Here is a 23,820-nt window from a genome sequence, read left to right on the forward strand (position 1 = left end):
CCACCCATTTGATAAGCAGCCATGAACTACCTTCAATATTATCCTGTCGACGTCGTCAATGGTGAGGGCACCCGTTGCACCCTGTTTGTCAGTGGCTGTGAGCATTTCTGCAAAGGCTGCCATAACTCCAGCACCTGGGATGCCAGCAAGGGGGAGCCATTTACCCGGGAAATGGAAGACCAGATTCTGGCCGACCTGGGTGATGAGCGCATCAAGCGGGACGGGCTATCTCTCTCCGGGGGAGACCCGCTGTTTCCCGGCAATGTCCCAGCTATCCTGAAACTGGTCAAACGGGTCAAGGCAGAATACCCTGACAAAGACATCTGGCTGTGGACCGGCTATCTGCTGGAGTCATTGACCGAATCACAGCAGGAGGTTATTTCATATATTGATGTTCTGATTGATGGCCCTTTCGAGCTGGACAAACGGGACCTTTCGCTGCCCTGGCGTGGCAGCAGCAATCAGCGGGTGATTCATTTACCAGGCTCAGGGTCTGATGAAACCAGCCCCATTCGCAGCAAATAGGGCTTGATACCGGGTTTTTTACCCACAAAATCCAGATAGGTCTTCATTGGGTTCTGACTGTTCCCTTTTGAAAGAACCGTATTACGAAAATGCTGCCCCTGTTTACGCCCCAGCCCCCCTCTGGATTGAACATAATCGAAAGCCTCTGCAGCCATAATGCCCGACCAGAGATACGAGTAATAAGCGGCAGAGTAACCAAAACTGAATATATGGAAAAAATACCCGGAGTAATAACGGGGGGGAATAGCCTTCACATTAACACCGTATTTTGCCAGAGCCGAAGATTCAAAAGCGCTTACATCAGTGACAGCCTCTGCTTCCTGGGCTCCCAAGGTGTGCCACTCCATATCCAGAATAACCGCGGCAAGGTGTTCAAGCATGTCATATCCCTTGTTAAACCGGTTGGAGGCCAGTAGTTTTTTCTGCAACTGGACCGGCATAGGCTTGCCGGTTTCAACATGCCTGGCGAAACGGCCAAGCACTTCCCGGTTAAGCGGCCAGTCCTCCTGAAAAGTAGAAGGGAACTCAATAAAATCACGGGACACCTGAGTACCGGAAAGCGTAGGATAATTAACATCTGAAAAAAGTGAGTGCATGGCATGCCCGAACTCATGGAACAGGGCAACTATATCCTCCCAGCTTACCAGTTGCGGCTGACCCTCAACGGACTTTCTTATATTCAGCGCATTGATAATGGATGGCTTGTCACCCAGGAGGTGAGACTGCCTGACAAACACACTGGCCCAGGCACCACCCCGCTTACCCTCTCGCGCAAAGTAATCGCCGTAGAACACTCCCAGAGAACGGCCATCATCATCTCTGATCTCATACACTCTGACATCGGGGTGATAGGCAGGAAGGTCTGGCCTGGGCACCATAGTGATACCAAACAGTTGATGCATGGTATAAAAAACGCCAGACTCCAGAACCTGATTCAATTCAAAGTACTGGGCCACTTCGGCATGATCCACACTAAAAGCCTCATTACGTATTTTTTCTGCGTAATAAAGCCAGTCCCAGGGTTTAATCTCGCTCCCGGCTAACTCAGCTGAAGCACGGGAAGTAATACGGGCCAGCTCTTCATTAGCCTTGTCCCGAGCATAGGGTACAACTTCTTCCACCACACTCATAACGGCCTTGGGACCACCCGCCATACTCCACCTGAGCTGATATTCAGCCCAGTTTTTAAAACCCAGTAGCTGTGCCAGCTCAGCCCTCAGCCTAACCATTTCCAGCAGCAGCGGGTGGTTATTATTTCCCCCACTGGAAGCTCGCTGCGCAGAAGCAAGCCATAACGACTTTCGGGTGTCACGGTCCTTCAACGATGAGAGCAACGCCTGGCGAGTCGTATTACTCAAGGTCAGGAGGTATTTGCCAGCCTTACCGGCCCTTACTCCAGCTCCCGCGGCCAACTGGATCTCGCGTTCAGACAAGCCTGCGAGCTTTCGGACATCCTCCACAACCACGGCTGAGTCCCGGGAGGATTCCTGGACGTTTCTGGAAAAGAGGCTGCCCAGTTCAGACAAGCGTTTATTTAACCGGATAGCATCCTGCCTGCGTTCCCTCGGCAGTTGGGCGCCCGCCAGAACAAACCGGTCAAAAGTCAGTTCCAGCAAGCGCTGGTCTTCAGCGGCCAGGTTAAGACCTTCCCGCTGGTTATAGACCTTTGCCACCCGCTGGAACAGTTTTTCATTCTGATAAATCTGACTCCAGTGCTCACTGAGCCTGGGCTCAATCTCCGCTTCCAGCGCCATCAGGTCTTCACCCCCAGAAACCCCGACCAGACAGTGAAAAACCTGATAACTGCGAAACATTAATGTCCCGGATTTTTCCAGGGCAACCAGGGTGTTTTCAAAAGTAGCGGGCTCCAGGTTGTTAGCAATGACGGCTATCTCATCATTATGAATAGCCATACCGGCTTCTATGGCGGGCCTGAAATGGCTGTTGTTAATTCGGCTGAAATCTGGCGTCCCGTGCAGTAAAGTACTTTCGTGCTTAAATGGGTTCGTCTCATCCAGCTGATTCAGTGGAGAACGCTCTTTATCTGTACTTGTATTCGGTGAGTTACAAGACGTTAACAGCCACAGGGCGGGGAGTATCACCAGGAATTTACCACTCATAATAGCCTCTGAATGTTAACAAGTGCGTCAGGATTCAGCCTGCTCAATCATAGCTGAGCTATCTCTTTTGTACGAAAATTTAAACAAGAGATGATTAATCCCGCAGGCTCCTGATCAGCACCGGACACTTTTACTGAATGATACAACGGGCTCCATAAAGTGCCCTTTCAGAGAAAACGGGCTCAGAACTTTTCTCACAACTCACATTTTCTTCCTCTTCCTGTAGATCTTCATTGTAAAGGCAAAGCAATTGAATATTACTCTCTCCAGAGCATAAATATTCACGACTAAAGTGCACTCTCTGTCGATCTTTCTCCCCTATTACCCTGACATCCCGCTGAGCGCTGAAAAACCACAGATTATAATGGGAATAGTATTTTTTGTCCGAAAGCTGAATTCCCCCCGGCTCCGATTCATTAAAATGGTAGGATAACCATGACTCACGGTGTAATTCGTCCCCCCCTCTGCATTGATTAGAAAAACAGGCATCCAAAGAAATATATTGATCTCTCGGAATCACCAAATGAAATTTAGTTAAAAGGCCAAGAGAGGGTAGCAATACTATTCCGTACTGAAATCCGTTGATAAAGCCATGCTCTGTTGATAGCTCCCTGAATGCTTGGCAGGCTTTCAGAGCGTAAAGGCTGAAATTGACAGAACAGTGCTGTTTATTTAGATGAGGCAAGCCATCCTCAGCAACATTAATTTCAATGCGAGGATAGCCGTCGATAGCCAGAAGAGCTGCGGTAAGCATCCCCCCACTAAATGCTCCCCTGAGTGCATTCTTCACGAAGATACCCTCTCCCTGGTGACCGCTCAACATGAGCTGGACTGCCAGAAAGTGTAAGTGTCACCCAACCTTCAAAATGGCTGAAACCGACGTCATCCGCGGTGAATTATAGCCATTTGGAGGTTGGAGGTTACAACAGCCAGGGCCATCAAACCGCCATCTGTAACCCGGCCTCCAGCTCAGCTACCCCCGCAGGCAGGTCCACCGCCACCCCAAGATCCTTCATGGTGGAACCAAAAGCATGCAGCGTCCGGAATAAATGATGTTCACGGCTTTGCTCCCCCATCTGGCCAATCCGGACAATGGGCAGGCCAAAAGAGCCTGATACTTCCACCCGGTATTTCATGGAAATATGGTTGCACAGCTTCTTGCCGGGAATTTCGTCGGGCAGATTAATGCCTACCACTGAGTTCAAACGGGAGGCCTGGGGGGCAAACAGCGTCATACCCATGGCCTCCAGACCTCTCTGTAGAGCCCGGGAGCAACGGAGATGACGGTCAAAACGGGCAGGTAGGGTTTCACTGCAGATAAGGCTCAGCGCTTCATGCAGAGCTAGAATAGAGGGGACCGGTGCCGTATAGTGATAGGAGCCATTATGCCAGAACTGCTCTGCCAGCCGGGCGTCCAGACACCAGTGGGGCATTGCTGCAGTTCGGGAGCTGACACGCTGCCAGGCCTGCTCGGAAAAAGCCAGCAGAGAAAACCCGGGAATGGACGAAAGACCTTTCTGGCCACCGGTAATCACCGCATCAATCCCCCATTCATCCATCTCCAGGGGCATTGTGCTCAAAGTGCAGACCGCATCCACCACCACCAGGCAATCATATTCCCTGGCAATCCGGGCGATGTCCTGCAAGTAAGCGTTACAAACGGTGTTGGAGGTTTCCCCCTGAACAATGGTCAACACTTCAGGCCGGAAACGCTCAATCCATTCACGAACCTGTTCCGGATCTGCCGCCTGTTTTTCCGGCACTTGCAGAGTTTCCACATCAGCCCCTACCCTGGAGGCCATTTCCGACAACCTGTGGCTGAAGTAACCATTACAGATACTCAATACCCGGGTACCTGGCCACACCAGATTGGCCACGGCCATCTCCATTGCCGCAGACCCCGGTCCGGCCACCCCCATCACCCAGCGTGACTCCGTCTGGAACACATACCGGGACATGGTTTTCACCTGGTCAATCACCTGGCTCATGGTGTCTCCAAGGTGATTGATCACAATGGAATTGGCCCTGGCAACCCTGGCTGGAATAGGTACAGGCCCAGCCCCCATCATCAACAAAGGCTCTTCGGGCAAAATCTGGTCCAGAGAAGCAACAACAGGGGGCTGGATATTCATTGTCAGCGATTCAGTCCTGTGAAAATCAAATAAACCGGAAGTCTGCAGGGGGTTCCCTGCCATCAACAGCTAGGCCTGCATCTGTTCAGGGAAAATAACACAGAACGCCACCGGACCTGAAAAAGAAAACCGCCATGACACCTGCCAATTCCGGTAAACCGCATTTTCCAGAATCCATAACCATGACCGATACAATAAACAGTCTTCAAACGGGGATTCAGCATGGAAAGCGGCAAAGGCATCAAAGGCGTGCAGGGACCTTCTGCTGTGCCGGCTCCAAAAAAGAAACAAGACAAGTCTCCTCCCTCTTCCTGTGATAGAGACAATCAACCTTCTCCTGGGGGAACCCCCATTGCGCATCGCAAGTCCACCTCCAGCAAAACACCGCCCGCCTCCCAGGCTCAGGCCCCAGTAGCTCCCCCAAGCAAGCTTTCCACGTCAGTCATTCAGGAAATTGTGACCCTTTTTCTTCAACAGATGTCCTCCCCGCTCCCCCTGGAGAGCCTGCAACGTCTTGAAAAAGAGTTAAACGACCAGATAAAAGACAGTGAATCATTCAAGCGATTGAGCCTGGAAGAAAAAATCGACCTTTACATCATTCTGGTGGTGTTAAGGGAACAGCTGGGCAAGCCAACCGCTCGGGATAAGGTGATTAAGGCGCTTCAGGCCATTAATCCGGAACGGATTCATGAACGTCTTACCCTGTTGGTCTGGATGGGACTGCCGACCCTGCAAGGCCCTTCTCAAGAAGGAGGTGAGCAGGTTAGCAAGTTCATCCAACTGGCACTGAAAACAGGCTTTCCCCCGGCCCTTTGGCAAGCCCTCAGGCTATCGATTCAGCCGGGAGGCTGCGAAGCCATTTCTCCCAGCCTGGCCATCAATATTCTTCAACGGCTTCACCAGACAGCATCCAGCCTGCCACAGATCCTGGCACTGGGGGACAGTCAGGTAGAGCGATACCTGATCACTGGAGAGACCCAGAACAATGTGCCCTTCAGCGAGCATGATCAGTTTTTGTACCTTATGGCCCAGAGCCTTAATACCGGAGAAGCTCAGGAAGATAATGCCAACCTCTGGACCTTGCCAGAAGAGATTCGTTCTGAGCTGGCAAGAATTCTGGCTTTTTCCATACAGCAGCTCAGCCGGTCCCCTTCGGAGCCTGATACCCGACTGGAAAAAGCCATTGAAAGCGGTGAAGGTATTGAACTGTCCTTTGAACACCTGATGCACTTTATCAACAAAAAAGCCCTTGACCTCCCGGAGTACCAGAAAGCAATCACCCTGCTACTGGCCACCGGAGCCAGTGACCTGTGTGATTCACAAACAGCCTCAAAAAACCGGCGTGACGCCATGGTGAACCAGGTAGAACTGCTTCCCTGGCTGGCAGCCGCTGGCCGGGCTGGAAAATTTCCACAGCTGCTGCAGGAAGCGGCAGATCGTTATGAAGCAATAGGATTTATCACCCACAGGGATATCTGTCTTTCCCAATTAAGGGAAATGCGACAGAGCGGCCTCCCCCCGCATGCAAACACCGATATCGGCCAATCATCGTTGATACCAACGGTTGTCCAGGAGCTTGAAACGGTAGCGGATGCACCAGAACACCTGAAGACGGACATGGCAGAAACGCCCCTTCCAGGGAAAAAACAGAAAAAGAAAAAAAATAAAAAAGGGGCGAAAAAAACCACCCAGGCAGCTCAGAGCAATGCAGTCAGCCAAAAATCCCCCTCTGAACATCAACCGCCTGCAAGTACCGTACAAACAGAAAGTAAGCGTCTAATGCCTCTCTCATCAAGTGCAATAGTGGAAGAAGTAGCCACCAATGAACCAATTCAAGACACGCTACAGCCCTCCCCTGCGGAAAGTATTGAGTTCAGTGATGAGTTAACTCAGGACTCCGGTTACCATAGTCAAGGCAGCAGTTCCCCGGAGCCCGGCAGAGTGGATTCTCCCACCGCATCCACTTCAGTAGACAGCGCCGCCAGACCCAAAACCCACTTATCCAGAATGACTTATGCACCAGAGGGGGGGTGGCTGCCGGATTCAAGCCATGAGATACGGTCTTTTCTTCAGTCTATTGAGCATTTCAGGAGTAAAGGCGACATCCAGGGAGAAAAAGAATTCCTTGAACAGCAGCTGGAAAAATACAAAAACACCCCAGCCTATGGACGCATCTGCGTAGAGGCCGCCTGGTTTTATCTCCACCAGTTCGAAGAAAGCCCCCACCTGGAGCCCCTCTATCTAAAGCAGGATCACCCTGAAATTCATAAACAAGATACTCTGCTGCTGGCTGAACAATGGGCAAACAGAGCTCTATGCTGCTACTTCCAACGCGGGATACCCAGTAACATCAGCCCATCACGGCTCAAACGGCTGATCACAGAATATTACGATGAACACCCGGAAATGGCCGCCAACCCTGAGTTTCGAAAAAGCGTCTGCTCGATCTGCTCCACCCTGGGTCACATTTATTCGTACCTGGCCAGTTCCAGTCACGGGAAAGCTAAAAACAGCCTTGGAAAAAAAGCCAGAGACTTTTTCAGCTTGAAACCCCTGGCAGACTTCACCAATACGGGCCATGCCCCAAAAAGTATTGAGCCCAAACTCACCACCATTACCCGGGAGCAGGCTGAACGGACTCGCCGGTCATGAACCGGACAGCCAGATCACGGGAGACCTATTCTCCGACTCAAAATTATTGAGAAAACAACACAGGCCTGTTGGAGGCAATAACTACCAGGGAACACTAATACCACGCTGGTGAAAAGTACCGGCATAGTTGTTTTTAAAGTCTTTTTGAACCCCTTCTGATGCTTGCTGATACAACCCCTTTAAACCCGCCTCTTGTATGCTGATATCCTCCCCCTCGTCCTTGGCCTTAACTATTTTTTGAAGAAGATCCACAAGGTCACTCTTTTTAACTTTTTTCCCTTTGTCTTTATCTCTATCGTCATCCCCACCACCAGCCCCAGCTGCTGCCAGCATCCCCCTTCCTCTGCGCTCACGCATTCCACTATAATCTGCTCGAACACGGTCCTTCGAAGCTGCTGAGTCATCTGCTTTTTGTTTCTGCTGCCCCCTCTTCATAGCATTTCTATATTTATGTTTATCTCCACCCACTTCTTTTGAATACTCTTGCAGACAATATAGATCAGACCCTCCAGGCAAGATATGCGGCCAGAAAACCACATCAGAGCTAGCCCCTTGTCGCTTGAGGTAATAGATAGTGTTTAAGAAGCTGCAACCCGCATTTTGATAACTATCAGGAGGTAAAACAGCAACACCTTGAATGCTTCCTTCATCTAACATCAAAAGTTTTGCTTCTGCCTTCAACGCCAACGCCGTGGTTTTATGAAAAGAATCAGCCCCTGCAGGCTCAATGACAAGCTCAGTTATTACACCCGGTCCGCCAGTTTCTAATGCAGGTTGAACATAAGTTTTGACACTTTCCCTCCCCCAAAAATCAGGCTCACCCAATTCTGAACCAACCAGCCTGTTCTTAATATAAACAGGGTAATTAATGGTATACACCCCACTTAAAACCAGAGTGCACCCCATTAGCTGATTATTTTTTCCTATAAGATCTTCCGGATCATTTGGAAGAACTGAGATACGACACTCAGGGTTGTCTTGGGCATGAGGCAATTCTGATAACAGCTGCGCCCCAGAATTCAAGAGTTCTACTTGCAACGCACCCTGATACAAAGGATCTGCAAAGTTATTGCGATTCAGTAGTAAACTTGTTTCCCATGACAGGCAATAACTGCTGCCCAAAGACAGAAAAGCAGAAAATACATAGAGCCGGGTCAACCTAAAATAGAGAGTAAGCTGAACAACAGGTTTCAGCGATAAAAAAAAGGTATTTGCCATGCACATTCAGTAGCACCCCTAACCAAAAGTAAAACTCAGGTTAGTACAATCGCCTGGAATCACCAGCTGCTATTTAATTTTTGTGTTATTCATTGAATGCTTAGCTCTCACCCCATTGCCAACCAGATTCCAACCCCCATCATCAGGCTTCCGGCAATCCGGTTCATCAGACGAACATTGCCGCTTTTGTTGAGGAAGTGTCCCAGGGTTCTGCCACCACCGGCGTATATCAGAAGGCAGATAAACTCTATCATCAGAACCATGCTGACCAGAACCGCTATCTGGGGAGCCATAGCGTAACGGGCACTGATAAAGGGGGGGAGCAGGGAAATAAAGAAAGCCCAGCCTTTGGGGTTAGCGACAGCGGTCACAAAACCCTGAACAGCCAGCTCCTTTGCTGAGCTGACAGGTGGGTTGTCAGCATCGAGGGAAATCGCCATTTTCCCCCGGGATTTCCACATTTGAACCCCCAGGTAGAACAGATAGGCTCCCCCAATCAGCTTGAAAATGGCAAAGGCCGAAGGGTAGTTCAGCATAACGGTGGCTACGCCAACCACTGAAGAAATCGCAACCAGCCCAACTCCGATCAACTCACCCAGCATCATCCACAGCGTTCTGCGCACCCCAATGGTCATTCCCAGTGTCATGGACAGGGTCATGCACATGCCCGGGGTGGCTGATACAAAAAAGAACGTGGGAATAAAAAGGGCTAACAGAGAAAAACTGACCATTCGCTCACTCGGATACTGTCTAGGAGACTGTCGGGCTTATGCTTTCGAGCATAAAATTCAGTAGAACGAGTCAAATCTTTCGATGGATTCGTGCGAATAGCCGGTCTATTTAATCGGATTCATCGAAAGATTAGGCCGTTCTTTCTGGATTTTAGGCCGAAATAGTCATGAGTCCGGCAGGCTCCTGGAGTCTTTATGGCTGGTGATAATAACCCGGCATTGTTCACGGCTAAACCCCTCGATCAGCGGGTAGCAGCAAAAGAAAACTGTTTACCCTCACCCAAACCCTCTCCCCAAGGGAAAGGACTTTAAAAGTCGGTACCGTCAGACTCCCTCTTCTGGGAGAGGGCTGGGGTGAGGGGAGTTACCGAATGATTAATTAAAGCCAGGCATTAACGCCGAAGAATGACAAACCATCGCCCAATATTAAGCAGCCCCATAAGAGCCGCTGCCACATAAGACAGAGCCGCCGCTTTCAGAACTTTCCGGGCTCCCGGAAGATCTTCTGAACTCAGATAGCCTTCCTCCAGAATCGGAAGCGCCTTATTAAAGCTGGCATCAAATTCCACCGGAAGGTTCAGAACCTGTATCCACAGGGTCGCCAGCAGACCGGAAAGCCCAAGAATAAAGGTCAACAGCATGCTCTGGGGAACGCGGATCAACAGAAAAAGAAAAGGCGTGACCATCAGGGCCAGCACGCTGAACCGTTCAATCTTCATGGCCCGCAATACACGTCGTTGCCGTAACATAAAGCCAGGATGCTGTTCCTGGTGCTGCAGGGCATGACCTACTTCATGGGCAGCCACAGCCACCGCGGCAATAGAACGCCCCTGAAAGTGCTCCGGAGACAGCGAAACCACTTTTTCATCCGGGTGGTAATAGTCCTCCCCGGACAGCCCCTGTCGGACACTGACACCTTCCAACCCGTAACGCTTAACCAAGTGTTCGGCCAGCTCACCACCGGTTCCCTGAAGATCCGGCCGATCAGTGCCGTAATGCTTGAGGGTACGCCGGACCCAGAGGCCTGGACCAAACACCAGAGCCAATACCACCAGAACAAGAGCAATCAGGGGCATAAAAATCAGCGATCCCGGTCTTCCGTCTCCAGGCGATCAATCTCTTCCCGGAATTCATTGAGATCCTTGAAATGTCGATAGACAGAGGCAAAGCGAATGTAGGCCACTTCATCCAGCAGCTTCAGCTCACGCATCACTTCCTCCCCCAGAATACGGGAGCTCACTTCGCGCTCGCCGGTGGCACGAAGCCGGTGAATAATCCGGCTGATGGCTTCCTCAAGTTGTTCAACCCCCACCGGGCGCTTCTCCAGGGCCCGGGTCATCCCGGCACGCAGCTTTTCTTCATGGAAAGGCTCACGGGAACCATCACGCTTGACCAACCGGGGCATCAACAGCTCCGCCGTTTCATAGCTGGTAAAACGTTCAATGCAGCTAAGGCATTCCCGGCGCCTGCGCACCTGACTGCCTTCGGCCACCAGCCGCGAATCAATCACTTTGGTTTCGGCTGCACCACAGAATGGACAATGCATTGAGCCAATCAATCCTTATTAAAAAAGAGGGGTTCTGCAATAATAACCAGCTGCACTTTTATTACAAGACGGAAACTTTCACCCTTACGCCCCTTTTTCAAACTAAACTCTATTGAACGATTAACAGGGAATGCAAAGCCATGGCCATCAAAAATAAAAACAATTGCATCAGACTTATCCTGTCACTGACTCTGGTTGCTGCTGTGCTACAGGCAGGAGCCTTGACAGGGAATAGTAAACCCCATGAAGTCTCAGCTGAACCCGATAAGGGGTCCCATGTGCCTTTGCCTTCTGAACCGCCCCCCAAAAAAACACAAAAGCCACTCCCGACTCACGAGCTCACCTCATCCCTGGTGGTCAACAAACGCACATACGGTCCCAAGACCTTTTTAGTCTGGGACAACAAGCTGCATACCGTCATTTTCAAAACAGAAACACCGGGAAAACAGTATCAGGTCACCTACCGCACAACGGTGGATAATGAGAACGACCGGCTGAAGGTTGCCACCAGTGTCAATACCACTCTCTTTCAGGCCAACTTTGAATTAATGAACAACCAGCGTTCATCGGTGCTTGCCCACACGGACCCGGCGGAAGTTCAAGTGGTTGTTTCCATCAGGAAGCTGGTACCTTCAGTGCCCGCTGGAGCGGTTCACTGAGAGAACCGGTGATTCGCCGGGAGATTCCTCCATCTGTTTTGGAGCTTTAGCGTTTCAGACACTACACTGTCATTACTCTTTCAACCAGTGGATCTGCCCATGCAGTTCCTCCATCCTCTCTCTTCGCTCTGCCTGTTGTTTCAGCTCCTTTTATTGTGGATTGCTGCCAATATTTCTTATGCTGCAACTGTGTCACCTGAAGTAAGGCTTTACCGGGAGCCGGCTCCCAAAATCGTCAAGGGAAAGTGGAAAAGCTATATCCAGGATAACGGTGCCAGGCGTGCTGCCGTCAAAGACAGCAACGGCAACTTTTTATTTTCCGATATCGGGATGGGCATTTATCCTCTGGTGATCATTGGCAGGCCCGATCAAATCGTAAACTACTTCCGGTATAACGAAAGCAGCATACATAACGTCAATACCACTTTGCCTACGGTTTACATGGGGGTTAGCGTTTATGAGGAGCAGCAGCGCTTTCAAGGCCTTGATCCCTTCGGTCAGGCACTCAAAGACCTCACCAGAGGCGCCATTAACTACCTGCCTACCGGCATGTTGACCGATGCGCTTGGGGCGATGGGGGACCTGTTCAGTACAGGAAAGGATCTCTCCAGACGCAAAAGCAAAAACAAAAAAAAGCCCAGAAAACAACTCTGGTACGTCAAATTGAGTTATCTTCCCGAGGACGGTATGTTTGCCATTGGCTTTGCCAGCATCCCCTTCGATAACATCGCCTCAATCCTTCACCATGGTTTTATCAAAACCGGAGCCTGCCGTTCAAAAACCTATATTGATTTTTTTATGGAAGCAACGGTGTGCCAAAAGCTCCAATAACGGCAATACAAAAAAGGGGAAAGCTCACTCCCATGCCAGAACATGAGAGCGAGGGTTTTGTATTAAAGATGCATTAAAGGACAGTCACGTCAATTAACTATAAACCGGCAGGCGCCCACAGATATCCAGCACCTTCGCTTTTACCGCTTCTTCAACCTGGGCATCTCCCTGACCATCATCGCCCAGACCTTCCAGAACATCACAGATCCACCCAGCCAGCGCAGCTGAGTCTTCTTCATTGAATCCGCGACGGGTGATGGCCGGGGTGCCGATCCGCAGGCCACTGGTGACAAAAGGAGAACGGGGGTCATTGGGAACCGCATTCTTATTGACGGTAATATTGGCACGGCCAAGAGCAGCCTCAGCGTCTTTACCGGTGTATTCCTTGCCAATCAGGTCCATCAGGAACAGGTGATCATCAGTACCACCGGAAACGATATTGATGCCCCGCTCCATCATTACCCCGGTCATGGCCTGGGCATTTTTTACCACCTGGGCCTGGTACTGCTTGAACTCATCGGACATCGCTTCTTTGAAGCAGACCGCCTTGGCAGCAATCACGTGGCAAAGAGGACCGCCCTGAGATTCAGGGAATACGGCAAAGTTCAGCTTCTTGTTCAGCTCTTCATTTTCATCCGCCAGAATCAAACCACCCCGTGGGCCACCCAGCGTCTTGTGGGTAGTGGTAGTCACCACGTCGGCAATGCCCACTGGCGAAGGATAAACGCCTGCAGCCACCAGGCCGGCAATATGAGCCATGTCCACCAGCAGGTAGGCACCGATTTTGTCCGCAATATCACGGAAGCGCTGCCAGTCCACCACCCGGGAATAAGCAGAAAAGCCTGCCACAATCATTTTTGGCTTGTGTTCCAGGGCCAGGGATTCCACTTCTTCGTAGTCGATTTCACCGGTTTCCGGGTTCAGGCCGTACTGCACCGCCTCATAAATCCGGCCAGAGAAACTCACCTTGGCTCCATGGGTCAGATGGCCTCCATGGGCCAGGCTCATGCCCAGAACCAGATCGCCGGGCTTCAGCAAGGCCATGTATACCGCCGCATTGGCCTGGGAACCGGAGTGAGGCTGAACGTTGGCGTAACCGGCACCAAACAGCGCTTTGGCACGGTCAATGGCCAGCTGTTCGGCCACGTCCACATGCTCGCAGCCACCGTAGTAGCGCTTGCGGGGATAACCTTCAGCGTATTTGTTGGTCAGTGCGCTGCCCTGGGCTTCCATCACCCTGGGGCTGGCATAATTCTCGGATGCGATCAGTTCAATGTGCTCTTCCTGACGCAGGGTCTCAGCATCAATTGCAGCTTTCAGCTCGGGATCAAACTCGGCGATGGTCATGTCCTTGGTGAACATTCATTACCTCGATAGCGTTGCCTGTAAAAATGCCTGAAGCAGGTGGTGAGGCGCTATTCTAATACACCCGGACAAAAATCGGCAGTGAAAATCCCTCATGGTGATCATGAAGAACACAGACAAGACTCTACAGGGCGGGGCAAGCCCCTTTTTCAAGGGGCCTGCCAGACAATCACCTGTCCAGCAAGACCCGCTCCAGGGCCTGTTCAAACAGTGATACCGTACGATCCACATTCTGGAGTTTATCCAGCCCGAACAACCCCAGACGGAACGTCTGGAAATCCTCAGGTTCGTCACAGAACAGCGGTACACCGGCAGCAATCTGCACTCCGGCCTGGGCAAAATGCCGCCCATTGTGGATGGCCGGATCATCGGTATAGCAGACCACTACCCCCGGGGCCTGGAACCCTTCCGCCGCAACCGACATCATTCCTCTTTCCGCCAGGGTTGCCCGTATCCGCCGGCCCAGTTCCCTTTGTTGCTCCCGGAGCCGCTCCAACCCAAAGGCTTCCGCTTCCTGAACATTTCTGTAAAACGTCGCCAGGGCATCCGTCGGCATGGTGGCATGGTAAGCGTGCCCTCCGTTTTCATAAGCCTGCATAATCTGCCACCACTTTTTCAGGTCACAGGCAAAGCTGGTGCTGACCGTGTTTTCCATGCGCTCCAGGGCCAGAGGACTGAACATAACCAGGCCTGCGCAGGGAGAACTGCTCCAGCCTTTCTGGGGTGCACTGACCAGGATATCGACTCCGTTCTTTTCCATATCCACCCACATGGCACCGGAGGCAATGCAGTCAAGAACCATCAGGCCACCCACCGAGTGAACTGCTTCAGCAACCGATTGAATATACTCATCCGGCAGAATCATGCCCGCCGAGGTCTCCACATGGGGAGCAAAGACCAGATCGGGCTTTTCAGACTGGATTCTGGCCACAACTTCATCCACGGGAGGGGGAGCAAAAGGCGCCTGTTGTTGAGAAGACAGCGGACGTGCTTTTACCACCGAATGTTCAGAGGGAATCCCCCCCGCCTCAAAAATCTGGCTCCAGCGATAGCTGAACAGCCCATTGCGCACCACCAGGCATTTGCGACCCGTGGCAAACTGCCGTGCCACAGCCTCCATGCCGAATGTGCCACTGCCTGGAACAACCGCCACCCCATGAGCGTTGTAAACCCTTTTCATGGACGATGAGATCTCTCTCATGACATGCTGAAAAGCCTTCGACATATGATTCAGGGAACGGTCGGTATAAACAACGGAGTATTCAAGCAGTCCATCAGGGTCAACCGTACTGAGCAGAGCAGGCATAATGCTTCCTTAATGACAAACCAGAAAGAGTCAGGCGTCTTTTTTTAAATGCACCTCAATCCATTCTGGTCCGAATGCCTTTCACCTGAATAGACAGAAATCAAAAAAGCGATGAAAAAAAACAGAAAATAAAAGCCATAAATCCACTGAGTAATTCTTTTGTAAAACCCCTGACTTTCGACAAATACCTACTTGCCCAAACCCTCAGAAACCGATGAAGATAGCTGCTTCTAACAGGCTGTTCTGGCCTGCATTGCTGTACAAAAAACCAACATCAAAACCAGTTTTTTTTCAGGGTTCTCTCAATGATCAACAAGCCGCTTTGGGGGTCTTTGCTGGCACTGTTTTCAGCTTCAACCTATGCACTGTTACCTGTATTGACCACACAGGCATTTAATGCCGGACTTGAAATCGGCACTCTCTTATTTATGCGCTTTCTTATTGCGGCGAGTTGCCTATGGGCCATTGTATTTTTAACCCGGGCTCATTGGCGATTAAATCTTGAGCAATTCAAGGTGCTGATCCCTGCCGCTCTGATTGGGTTTTGTCTGAACTGCGTTATGTTTTTTAACGCCTATAAACTGATGTCCCCTTCCCTGGCGACCATTTTGTTCTTTATGTATCCGTTTTTTGTTTTACTGTATGACATTGCGGTTCAAAAAAAACCTGTACTGCTTTACCAGATATTGGCTCTGCTGATGGCTTTTTCCGGACTGATCGCCATTATCTGGGACGGCAATATGGACACCAGCTGGCTCGGCATTGCTCTGAGCCTTGGGGCGGGCATCTGTTATGCCGGTTTCTGCAGCAGCCTGACCGCAAAATCACTGCAGAATATTAACAGCTATGTACTGTCCGCCTGGGTAATGACCGTCTCCACCCTGACGTTTATGCTGATGTGTCTGAGCCAGGGACAACCACTGGTCACTCCGAAACTGGATGCCTGGGCCTATACCGGACTGATTGCTGTTTTCTGTACCGTTATGGCGACCGTCACCATTTATACAGCCATTCGCTGGATCGGTGCCACCAATGCCTCGATTATTGCCACGGCAGAACCGGTGATTGTCTTTATTTTCGGGTTCATCTTTCTGAATGAACAACTCACTGCCCCCATTGCCCTGGGTATTATGCTGGTAGTCTCCGGGCTGCTGACCATGCAATGGCCGGATGTACGGAAAAGCATTCTTCGAAAATACAGTGCTCGAAAATACAGCAAGAAGGCTTTTTGAATAATGCGGGTTAATCAACCTCAGGCACGGATGCCTTTTTTCTCCATTCAGCTCTCTCACGAACTTCAAGCCGCTGGTATCGAAGAGCGAGGTAGTCTGCTGCCCTGATGGGTTCATCCAGAGAAGCTTCCAAGGGCAGCAGATCCCGGCTGTTTATGCTCACCTCAGAGTCCGGACTCACAAAAAAAGCCGCGCTGTAACGATTAAATAACGTTCCTTTTTCAGGAGAAAAACACACCCGGTGGGGTAATGCCCGGCACTGACGGTTACTCCACCGCTCCAGCACCCCTCCACAGAGCAACAACACAGAAGGTTCAGGGGGGGGTGACTGAAAACCAGTGCCCGTCCGCTGTCCTGGCCTGCAACCCCGGCACTTCATCAAGCAGAAACAGTAAAGTAAAAGTGCCAAAGTCAGTGTGTTCTGGCAGGCGGGCAGTGTCCTTTATCCCAGTCAGTGTTGGATAAAAGAGTAACTTCAGGGACTTGGTCAGGGGGCTGGCGTGACGGCTGGAAAAAAAGCCTGGAGACTGCCCAAAAGCCTGATCCAGCCGCTGGTAAACCTTTTGGCAGGAGGCCTCACAGAGCTCAGCAAACCGGTATAACCCCTGTTTCAGGCGATTCGCCTCCGGCGTGGTGGGCCAGACAATAGAAGAGACCGAAGGGTCAGGCTTTATGGCCAGCTGCTCGGCATAATCACGACCACCGTCGTAAACAATATCCTGTTCCGTCAGATAGCCTTCAGTGAACCCATACCCCCCCAGCTCTGCTTTCAGGGAATCGCCCCCCTGAAAGAAACACTGCGAATGAGCTTTCAGAGCTCTCAGGGCCTGAGGTTCCGCCACAGGAACCCCCTTCACCCAGGCGGCACCTGCAGTATGAAAATGCTGCAACAGATGATGCCCCGCCCAGGGGCCTGAAAGGTCAAGACAGGGAAGATTATCACTCATCACGATCGGCAATCAGAAGATCCGGCAGTCACTGAATCTCCCGGCCCTCCCAGATGGAAATCAGCCTGCCATCAGCATAGCAGGCCAGAACCTCACTGCTTCAGGCAGAGTAAACGGGCAATATTACGCCCGGTTCGCCTCAGGTTTTCCGCTCCTTTCTCCAGGGCCTCCTGCAATGGAACCGCGCCATGCACCACCGGGAACACCGCATCAATACCATGGTCATACACTTTTTCTGCCCCTTCCCCCACACCACCGGCCAGAGCAATAACCGGTATATTCTGGAGCACTGCGCGACGAGCGACGCCCACAGGGGTCTTTCCATGGACAGTCTGTCCATCCAGCCGCCCCTCTCCGGTAATCACCAGATCAGCTCCTTCAAGGGCTTTATCAAGCTGAACCGCCTCCAGCACAATATCAATACCAGGCTGAAGCCGTGCATTGAGAAAGGCCAGTAATGCCGCTCCCATTCCTCCGGCGGCACCGGAGCCAGGGACATTTTCCACATCCCGATCCAGAGAGTGACGAATAATCCGGGCATAGCAGGACAGCGCCTTATCCAGCTGCTCTACCATTTCAGGGGTTGCCCCCTTCTGGGGGCCAAAGACGGCAGACGCCCCTTTGGGGCCGGTCAAGGGATTATCCACATCGCACGCCGCAGTGAACTCAACGTTCGATAACCGGTTATCCATGTCCGAACAATCGATGCGGTGCAATCGCGATAAAGCCCCCCCTCCCGGTGGCAGCTCACGACCGTCCTCATCCAGAAACCCCACCCCCAGAGCGGCCATCATCCCTGCCCCACCATCATTGGTGGCACTACCTCCGATCGCAACAATCACTCTGGTCACCCTCAGGTCCAGAGCTTCCCTAATCAACTCTCCAGTGCCGAAAGTGGTTGCCTTCAGAGGATCTCTTTGCCCCTCTGGAATCAATTCCAGACCGGAGGCCTGAGCCATTTCAATCACTGCAGTCTGCCCATCCCCCAGTATGCCGAACCGGGCATCCACAGAATCTCCCAGTGGCCCTGTCACCGTCCTCTGGTAAAGCTGACCGCCAGTGCCGTCTACCAGTGACTGCAGGGTGCCTTCTCCCCCGTCCGCCACGGGAATACAACAACATCGGGATTCCGGCATCACCTCCTTCACCCCCGCAGCAATGGACTGGGCAACTTCCGCCGCAGTAAGGCACTCTTTAAATGAATCCGGGGCAATAATAATTTTCATGATAAATCCCTGTGGATAATGGCCCTTTGCCAACGGCTCCCTTTATAAAGAAGAAGCTCCCGGAAAACGTTGGCAAAACACCACCAGTGAATCAACCCAGCCATCAAAACCGGCTTCCCTGAATGGGAAGCCGGGGCGCTATACCCAAAGGATTTCAAGTTTCTACGCGGCGGCAAGAGAACGAAGTCCCAGGAGCTTAGATTGACTAAGTGACTGGGGTGAGTGATTGCAGCCAACAAAGTAGCAACTTGAAAGGCGATGGGTATAAAGGTCGATTACTCGTCACGAATACAGTGGTTGCTCAGATGCTCCAGGGCCTTGATCATGGCGGAATGATCCCAGCCGGAGCCACCCAGGGCCGCACAGGTATTAAACAGTTCCTGGGCAGTGGCGGTATTGGGCAGGTTCAGCTGAAGTTCCCGGGCACCGGTCAACGCCAGGTTCAGATCCTTCTGGTGCAACTGGACCCGGAAGCCAGGCTCAAAGGTACCTTTCACCATCCGCTCACCGTGAACTTCAAGAATTTTTGAAGAAGCAAAGCCCCCCATCAGGGCCTGACGGATTTTGGCGGGGTCAGCACCGGCCTTTGAGGCAAACAGTAACGCCTCAGAAACCGCCTCAAGATTCAAGGCAACAATAATCTGGTTGGCCACCTTGCAGGTCTGGCCGTCTCCGTTCGCCCCCACCAGGGTGATGTTCTGCCCCATCACTTCAAACAATGGTTTGACCACATCAAAGGTGTCCTGGTGTCCCCCCACCATGATTGAGAGTGAACCGGCAATAGCACCCACCTCACCTCCAGATACTGGAGCATCCAGGTAACGACCGCCTTTTTCCTCAACCAGGGCGGCAAATTTCTTGGTTTCGATGGGAGAGATTGAACTCATATCCACCACAATCTTGCCTTCCTTGACCCCATCCAGAATCCCTTTTTCCCTTTTCAGCACATCGCCCACATGAGGAGTATCCGGCACCATGATAATGGTGATATCACAGACCTCGGTCACATCCATGGGAGAGGGCAAAGCGTGTCCATTGTCCCCTAGCAGTTCAGCAGGAGCGGGCTCAAAATGTTCAGAAAAATACAGGTCATAACCGGCGGCCTGAAGGTTTTTAGCCATGGGCTTGCCCATGATCCCGGTTCCGATAAATCCAATTTTTTTCATAATGATTGCGTCCTGAACAGGTCAATGTCGTTTTTGGTTTTACTGGTTACACCAGATTGTATTCTTTCAGCCAACCCAGGCCTTCTGCGGTGGTGGTGGCCGGTTTGTATTCGCAGCCAATCCACCCCTGGTAGCCGATGCGCTCCAGGTGACTGAACAGAAAGTGGTAATTGATTTCACCAGTGCCCGGTTCATGGCGGCCAGGGTTGTCCGCCAGCTGCACATGGTGAATGGCATCCAGATGTTGCTGGCAGGTCTCAGCCAGATCCCCTTCCATAATCTGCATGTGGTAGATGTCGTATTGCAGTAACAGGTTATCACTGCCAACCCGCTCCCTGATGGCCAGCGCCTGGCGGGTTGTGGTCAGGAAAAAGCCGGGGATATCCCGGGTATTGATCGCTTCCATTACCAGGGTGATACCGGCTTCCTTGAGTTTTCCGGCGGCATACCGGAGGTTGTCCACCACAGTGTCTTCCGCTTCCTGCATGGAAACACCGGCTGGCACAATTCCAGTCAGGCAGTTCACCTGGGTATTCCCAAGCACCCTGGCGTATTCAATGGCCCTGTCCACACCCGAGCGAAACTCCTCCACACGGGATGGGTCACAGGCGATCCCACGATCCCCGGCCCCCCAATCGCCTGCAGGCAGATTAAACAGCACCTGCTCCAGGTCATTATCCTTCAGCCATCCAGCAATGGTGGCTGCCGGATAATCGTAAGGAAACAGATATTCAACCCCACGAAAGCCCGCTTCGGATGCCAGGCGGAAACGCTCTGGAAAATCCACCTCGGTAAACAACATGGAAAGGTTGGCAGCCACTCTGGTCATGGATTCCCCCTGTCAATCATCAAGTATTCAGACCATGGGCCACTGCTGAAGATCCTGTCCAGGATCCGGTCAAAGTGGCCCTGAAAAAAGTTAATTAACGATCAATCACTTCTTCAAACTCATTGATCGCATCAATGTTCTGCCCCATGGAAATATTGGTCACCCTCTCGGTAATCACTTCCACAACCACAGGCACACGGTGGGTCTTCATCAGCTCACGGGCTTCTTCCAGTGCAGGGGCAATCTGCTCCGGATCAAACACCCGAATTGCCTTGCACCCCAGACCTTCAACCACTGTCTTATGGTCAACGCCGTAGCCTTCCACTTCAGGAGCATTGATGTTTTCGTACGACAGTTGCACACAGTAATCGATATCAAAATTCCTCTGCGCCTGGCGGATCAGGCCAAGGTAGGCGTTATTCAAAACCACATGGATATAGGGAAGGTTGAACTGGGCACCCACAGCCAGTTCTTCAATCATGAACTGGAAGTCATAGTCACCGGATACTGCGACCACGTCCCGCTGCGGGTCGGCCTTTGCCACCCCAAGCGCTGCGGGCAGGGTCCAGCCCAATGGTCCCGCCTGAGGGCTGTTGACCCAGTGACCGGGCTTGTAAATATGCAGAAACTGGGTAGCCGCGATCTGGGCCAGGCCAATGGTAGCCACGTAACAGGTATCAGGCCCGAACACACGGTTCATTTCGTGATACACCCGGTGGGGCTTGATCGGCTTGCAGTCAAAATCCGTTTTGCGCAGCATGGACGCTTTCCGGGCCTGACATTGCTCTGCCCAGCCACCCCGGCTTTTGAGCTGTCCTGAAGCTTTCATTTCAGAGGCCACTTCGATAAACCGGTCCAGGGCAGCCCCGGCGTCGGAAACCATGCCATAGTCCGGGGCAAACACCCGCCCGATCTGGGTAGGCTCAATATCCACATGAACAAACTTGCGGCCTTCGGTATAAACATCCAGCCCACCGGTATGACGGTTGGCCCAGCGGTTACCAATTCCCAGAACAAAATCCGATGCCAGCAGATTGGCATTACCATAGCGGTGAGAACACTGAATGCCCGCACGGCCAGCCATCAATGGATGGTCGTCTGGCAGTGAGCCCCAGCCTCTCAGGGTCTGAATGACCGGGATACCGGTCAGCTCGGCAAACGTCTGCAGTTTATCCGCCGCTCCGGTACCAATAATGCCGCCACCGGCCATGATGATCGGACGCTCAGCGTCGTTCAGCATCCGGATTGCTTTTTCAGCCTGAGCTCTGGAGGCTTCCGGCTTCCAGGGCTCCAGGGGCTCATAAGTGTCTATATCAAAATCAATCTCAGCCATCTGTACATCAATGGGAAGATCAAGAAGAACCGGACCAGGACGACCGGAACGCATGATGTGGAAGGCTTTCTGAACAGCACCAGGCAGCTGGCCAGGCTCACGAACGGTGCAGGCCCACTTGGTCACCGGCTCAGCTATTTTTTCAATATCGACGGCCTGGAAATCTTCCTTGTGCAGCTTGGCCACCGGTGCCTGCCCGGTAATACAGAGTATGGGAATGGAATCGGAAAAGGCAGAGTAAAGCCCCGTGATCATGTCGGTACCGGCCGGACCAGAAGTGCCCAGGCAGACCCCGATATTGCCCGGATGCGCCCGGGTATAACCCTCAGCCATGTGAGAGGCACCCTCAACATGCCGGGCCAGCACATGATCAATACCGCCGCTTTTCTTCATGGCGGCATACATTGGGTTAATCGCCGCGCCGGGTACACCAAAGGCCGTATCAACACCTTCCCGCTTCAGAATTTCAACTGCAGCCTCTATCGCTCTCATTTTTGCCATTGTGAACAGACTCCATAAACAGCCATGGGGCGGAAGCGACGCCACTGCATTTATTCACAATGACAACAACCTCAATAGGGCAGTACTTTTCTGTGTCAGGCATGCTTCACATTCGAAACACATTCAAACAGAACCTACCCCTATCAACCGGCTTCCACTGAATCAAAGCAGATTTTATTGCTAACTTTTTAATCTTTAGATTACTAGCAATCTTGTTTTCGAGCGCATTATTCCACGCTAATCGTTCGATTTTTATTGACTCAGATCACCTAAACACAACCCATTCACAGATTTTCACATTACTTGCATTTTTTTGCTGATTTCATGACCGGAATGATGGAGAAATACTCAAAGGCAAGGCTTATGCAAGAGAGACTTCGATCAGCTCAACACCACTTTCCCGGACAGCAACCTGATCACTGCTTTTCAACCCACTGTCCGTGATAATGATATCCATATGGGATAAACGACAAATCGAATACATACCGTACTTGCCATATTTGGTGCTGTCACAGAGCAGGACCGAACGATCCGCTGACCTCATCACCTCCTGCTTCAGGTTGACCTTTTCGTCATGGGGAGTGGAGACCCCCCGGGTCACATCCCAGGCACTGCTGCTGATAAAAGCCAGGTCAAAGTTCATCTCTCTCACCATCTGGCAGGCATATTTGCCGGTACTTGAGCAATTTTCCTTGTTCACTCTGCCGCCACAATGATAGAGATCCACATCCGGCACCGTCATCAGAAAAGAAGCGGTCTTGAAGTCATTGGTCACCACCGTCAACTTTTTTTCCCTCAGCAGGTAAGCGAGCTCATGCACAGTAGTGCCCGCATCCAGGAATATACTGTCTCCATCCTGTATCAACCCGGCGGCCTCACGGGCAATTCCTTTTTTAGCATCATGCCCAAGGGTCATTTTGATCTTGAATGGCAGCTCTTCCTTCTGGCAGGGAGTCAGCTGAACACCTCCAGCCACGGCCTCAACCCTGCCGTCCTCAACCAGCACTTTAATATCGCGGCGTACCGTCATATGAGATACTGCCAGCTCCTCACAAAGCGCCTCAATACTGGCAATTTTATGCTGATGCAGATAACTGTAGATAAACTCTCTTCGCTTGGCAGGAATCATAGGGTAACCACAAACACAATAGGCAACAGCCGACTCACAGATAAATCATAGCTGGTGAAATAATGTTAAAATTGACGTATTTTTTAACAACAAGAACCACAAACCTTATAAAAAACAGACAATCAAGAGACCACCAGCGCATTTAATCCCGTTAAAATATTGCTAACAATCCAACATTAGCAACGTAGTAACTTAAGGGGAAGCTTTTGTGACAGGCCTGAGTGGATGAAAGCCCTCTTATTGACCTTCGGCAACATTTTTTCACAAACAAGCCCAACAAGTGCTCTTTCCTTCAGAAAGAAGGGGGCTGATCTCAGCTATTCTATTATTCGATCTATTGCCTGAGCCCCACACCATAGCCAGAGAGGCATA

At 51.5% G+C, this 23,820-nt stretch carries 21 protein-coding genes; 5 read left to right on the plus strand and 16 right to left on the minus strand.

Annotated features, from left to right (window positions below):
- The first annotated feature begins 21 nt into the window (after positions 1-21).
- Positions 22-525, plus strand: coding sequence for an anaerobic ribonucleoside-triphosphate reductase-activating protein (gene nrdG / locus ACNRUY_RS07840; RefSeq protein ID WP_488111095.1), 504 nt, complete (start codon positions 22-24; stop codon positions 523-525).
- On the opposite strand, the gene ACNRUY_RS07845 is transcribed toward nrdG, so the two are convergent.
- The 3 genes from ACNRUY_RS07845 to ACNRUY_RS07855 all read right to left on the minus strand — a co-directional run bounded on the left by ACNRUY_RS07845 (position 474) and on the right by ACNRUY_RS07855 (position 4,777).
- Positions 474-2,645 carry a M3 family metallopeptidase gene (locus ACNRUY_RS07845; RefSeq protein ID WP_488111096.1) on the minus strand — a complete coding sequence of 724 codons (2,172 nt, stop codon included), beginning with the start codon at positions 2,643-2,645 and terminating at the stop codon, positions 474-476. The genes nrdG and ACNRUY_RS07845 overlap by 52 nt on opposite strands.
- Positions 2,646-2,775: 130 nt before the next feature.
- On the minus strand, positions 2,776-3,435 hold the full coding sequence (locus ACNRUY_RS07850) for a hypothetical protein (RefSeq protein WP_488111097.1): 660 nt from the start codon (positions 3,433-3,435) through the stop codon (positions 2,776-2,778).
- 148 nt (positions 3,436-3,583) lie between these two features.
- Positions 3,584-4,777, minus strand: a complete 1,194-nt coding sequence (locus ACNRUY_RS07855; protein ID WP_488111098.1) for a pyridoxal-phosphate-dependent aminotransferase family protein — start codon at positions 4,775-4,777, stop codon at positions 3,584-3,586.
- A 222-nt stretch (positions 4,778-4,999) separates the two neighbouring features.
- Here ACNRUY_RS07855 and ACNRUY_RS07860 point away from each other — a divergent pair, with 222 nt between their 5' ends.
- Entirely contained in the window at positions 5,000-7,429 is a 2,430-nt protein-coding gene (locus tag ACNRUY_RS07860) for a hypothetical protein (protein ID WP_488111099.1), read from the plus strand.
- A gap of 81 nt (positions 7,430-7,510) precedes the next feature.
- Here the strand turns inward: ACNRUY_RS07860 and ACNRUY_RS07865 are convergent, their stop codons facing one another.
- The 4 genes from ACNRUY_RS07865 to nrdR form a co-directional block, all read right to left on the minus strand.
- Positions 7,511-8,647: a hypothetical protein gene (locus tag ACNRUY_RS07865; RefSeq protein WP_488111100.1), complete on the minus strand. Its 1,137-nt coding sequence runs from the start codon at positions 8,645-8,647 to the stop codon at positions 7,511-7,513.
- Positions 8,648-8,754: 107 nt separating this feature from the next.
- Positions 8,755-9,378: a LysE family translocator gene (locus ACNRUY_RS07870; RefSeq protein WP_488111101.1), complete on the minus strand. Its 624-nt coding sequence runs from the start codon at positions 9,376-9,378 to the stop codon at positions 8,755-8,757.
- A 392-nt stretch (positions 9,379-9,770) separates the two neighbouring features.
- Positions 9,771-10,454 carry a zinc metallopeptidase gene (locus ACNRUY_RS07875; RefSeq protein ID WP_488111102.1) on the minus strand — a complete coding sequence of 228 codons (684 nt, stop codon included), beginning with the start codon at positions 10,452-10,454 and terminating at the stop codon, positions 9,771-9,773.
- A 5-nt stretch (positions 10,455-10,459) separates the two neighbouring features.
- Positions 10,460-10,924 (minus strand): transcriptional regulator NrdR, encoded by a 465-nt coding sequence (gene nrdR / locus ACNRUY_RS07880; protein WP_488111103.1) that lies wholly within the window; start codon positions 10,922-10,924, stop codon positions 10,460-10,462.
- A 140-nt stretch (positions 10,925-11,064) separates the two neighbouring features.
- On the opposite strand from nrdR, the gene ACNRUY_RS07885 reads away from it, so the two are divergent.
- Complete coding sequence (locus tag ACNRUY_RS07885; RefSeq protein ID WP_488111104.1) at positions 11,065-11,583, plus strand: hypothetical protein; 519 nt, start codon at positions 11,065-11,067, stop codon at positions 11,581-11,583.
- A gap of 99 nt (positions 11,584-11,682) precedes the next feature.
- Positions 11,683-12,414 (plus strand): hypothetical protein, encoded by a 732-nt coding sequence (locus ACNRUY_RS07890; RefSeq protein WP_488111105.1) that lies wholly within the window; start codon positions 11,683-11,685, stop codon positions 12,412-12,414.
- 93 nt (positions 12,415-12,507) lie between these two features.
- On the opposite strand, the gene glyA is transcribed toward ACNRUY_RS07890, so the two are convergent.
- Both glyA and ACNRUY_RS07900 read right to left on the minus strand, forming a co-directional pair.
- Positions 12,508-13,776: a serine hydroxymethyltransferase gene (gene glyA / locus ACNRUY_RS07895; RefSeq protein ID WP_488111106.1), complete on the minus strand. Its 1,269-nt coding sequence runs from the start codon at positions 13,774-13,776 to the stop codon at positions 12,508-12,510.
- 172 nt (positions 13,777-13,948) lie between these two features.
- Positions 13,949-15,085: an aminotransferase class V-fold PLP-dependent enzyme gene (locus ACNRUY_RS07900; protein WP_488111107.1), complete on the minus strand. Its 1,137-nt coding sequence runs from the start codon at positions 15,083-15,085 to the stop codon at positions 13,949-13,951.
- Positions 15,086-15,390: 305 nt separating this feature from the next.
- Between ACNRUY_RS07900 and ACNRUY_RS07905 the strand changes: the two genes are divergently transcribed.
- Positions 15,391-16,317, plus strand: coding sequence for a DMT family transporter (locus tag ACNRUY_RS07905; RefSeq protein WP_488111108.1), 927 nt, complete (start codon positions 15,391-15,393; stop codon positions 16,315-16,317).
- Positions 16,318-16,327: 10 nt separating this feature from the next.
- On the opposite strand, the gene ACNRUY_RS07910 is transcribed toward ACNRUY_RS07905, so the two are convergent.
- From ACNRUY_RS07910 to ACNRUY_RS07940, 7 genes are all read right to left on the minus strand, one after another.
- Positions 16,328-16,624: a hypothetical protein gene (locus ACNRUY_RS07910; protein WP_488111109.1), complete on the minus strand. Its 297-nt coding sequence runs from the start codon at positions 16,622-16,624 to the stop codon at positions 16,328-16,330.
- A 7-nt stretch (positions 16,625-16,631) separates the two neighbouring features.
- Complete coding sequence (locus ACNRUY_RS07915) at positions 16,632-17,264, minus strand: isopenicillin N synthase family oxygenase (protein WP_488111110.1); 633 nt, start codon at positions 17,262-17,264, stop codon at positions 16,632-16,634.
- Between the two features lie 92 nt (positions 17,265-17,356).
- A complete protein-coding gene (locus ACNRUY_RS07920) occupies positions 17,357-18,490 on the minus strand; it encodes a glycerate kinase (RefSeq protein ID WP_488111111.1) in 1,134 nt (377 codons plus the stop codon).
- A gap of 275 nt (positions 18,491-18,765) precedes the next feature.
- Positions 18,766-19,656 (minus strand): 2-hydroxy-3-oxopropionate reductase, encoded by an 891-nt coding sequence (locus ACNRUY_RS07925; protein ID WP_488111112.1) that lies wholly within the window; start codon positions 19,654-19,656, stop codon positions 18,766-18,768.
- Positions 19,657-19,702: 46 nt separating this feature from the next.
- Positions 19,703-20,485, minus strand: coding sequence for a hydroxypyruvate isomerase (gene hyi / locus ACNRUY_RS07930; protein ID WP_488111113.1), 783 nt, complete (start codon positions 20,483-20,485; stop codon positions 19,703-19,705).
- Between the two features lie 94 nt (positions 20,486-20,579).
- Positions 20,580-22,319 carry a glyoxylate carboligase gene (gcl, locus tag ACNRUY_RS07935; protein ID WP_488111114.1) on the minus strand — a complete coding sequence of 580 codons (1,740 nt, stop codon included), beginning with the start codon at positions 22,317-22,319 and terminating at the stop codon, positions 20,580-20,582.
- Positions 22,320-22,680: 361 nt separating this feature from the next.
- The gene (locus ACNRUY_RS07940; RefSeq protein WP_488111115.1) at positions 22,681-23,448 is read right to left on the minus strand and encodes a DeoR/GlpR family DNA-binding transcription regulator; all 768 of its coding nucleotides are present in this window, start codon (positions 23,446-23,448) and stop codon (positions 22,681-22,683) included.
- Between the last annotated feature and the right edge of the window lie 372 nt (positions 23,449-23,820).

It is taken from the genome of Endozoicomonas sp. Z74 (assembly GCF_057680865.1).

Bases quoted from the DNA above. Each gene is read 5' to 3' on its own strand.
- nrdG (WP_488111095.1), top strand. From the start codon at position 22: ATGAACTACCTTCAATATTATCCTGTCGACGTCGTCAATGGTGAGGGC.
- ACNRUY_RS07925 (WP_488111112.1), bottom strand. From the start codon at position 19,656: ATGAAAAAAATTGGATTTATCGGAACCGGGATCATGGGCAAGCCCATG.
- glyA (WP_488111106.1), bottom strand. From the start codon at position 13,776: ATGTTCACCAAGGACATGACCATCGCCGAGTTTGATCCCGAGCTGAAA.
- nrdR (WP_488111103.1), bottom strand. From the start codon at position 10,924: ATGCATTGTCCATTCTGTGGTGCAGCCGAAACCAAAGTGATTGATTCG.
- ACNRUY_RS07875 (WP_488111102.1), bottom strand. From the start codon at position 10,454: ATGCCCCTGATTGCTCTTGTTCTGGTGGTATTGGCTCTGGTGTTTGGT.
- ACNRUY_RS07905 (WP_488111108.1), top strand. From the start codon at position 15,391: ATGATCAACAAGCCGCTTTGGGGGTCTTTGCTGGCACTGTTTTCAGCT.
- hyi (WP_488111113.1), bottom strand. From the start codon at position 20,485: ATGACCAGAGTGGCTGCCAACCTTTCCATGTTGTTTACCGAGGTGGAT.
- gcl (WP_488111114.1), bottom strand. From the start codon at position 22,319: ATGGCAAAAATGAGAGCGATAGAGGCTGCAGTTGAAATTCTGAAGCGG.
- ACNRUY_RS07855 (WP_488111098.1), bottom strand. From the start codon at position 4,777: ATGAATATCCAGCCCCCTGTTGTTGCTTCTCTGGACCAGATTTTGCCC.
- ACNRUY_RS07865 (WP_488111100.1), bottom strand. From the start codon at position 8,647: ATGGCAAATACCTTTTTTTTATCGCTGAAACCTGTTGTTCAGCTTACT.
- ACNRUY_RS07915 (WP_488111110.1), bottom strand. From the start codon at position 17,264: ATGAGTGATAATCTTCCCTGTCTTGACCTTTCAGGCCCCTGGGCGGGG.
- ACNRUY_RS07845 (WP_488111096.1), bottom strand. From the start codon at position 2,645: ATGAGTGGTAAATTCCTGGTGATACTCCCCGCCCTGTGGCTGTTAACG.
- ACNRUY_RS07885 (WP_488111104.1), top strand. From the start codon at position 11,065: ATGGCCATCAAAAATAAAAACAATTGCATCAGACTTATCCTGTCACTG.
- ACNRUY_RS07900 (WP_488111107.1), bottom strand. From the start codon at position 15,085: ATGCCTGCTCTGCTCAGTACGGTTGACCCTGATGGACTGCTTGAATAC.
- ACNRUY_RS07890 (WP_488111105.1), top strand. From the start codon at position 11,683: ATGCAGTTCCTCCATCCTCTCTCTTCGCTCTGCCTGTTGTTTCAGCTC.
- ACNRUY_RS07860 (WP_488111099.1), top strand. From the start codon at position 5,000: ATGGAAAGCGGCAAAGGCATCAAAGGCGTGCAGGGACCTTCTGCTGTG.
- ACNRUY_RS07940 (WP_488111115.1), bottom strand. From the start codon at position 23,448: ATGATTCCTGCCAAGCGAAGAGAGTTTATCTACAGTTATCTGCATCAG.
- ACNRUY_RS07920 (WP_488111111.1), bottom strand. From the start codon at position 18,490: ATGAAAATTATTATTGCCCCGGATTCATTTAAAGAGTGCCTTACTGCG.
- ACNRUY_RS07870 (WP_488111101.1), bottom strand. From the start codon at position 9,378: ATGGTCAGTTTTTCTCTGTTAGCCCTTTTTATTCCCACGTTCTTTTTT.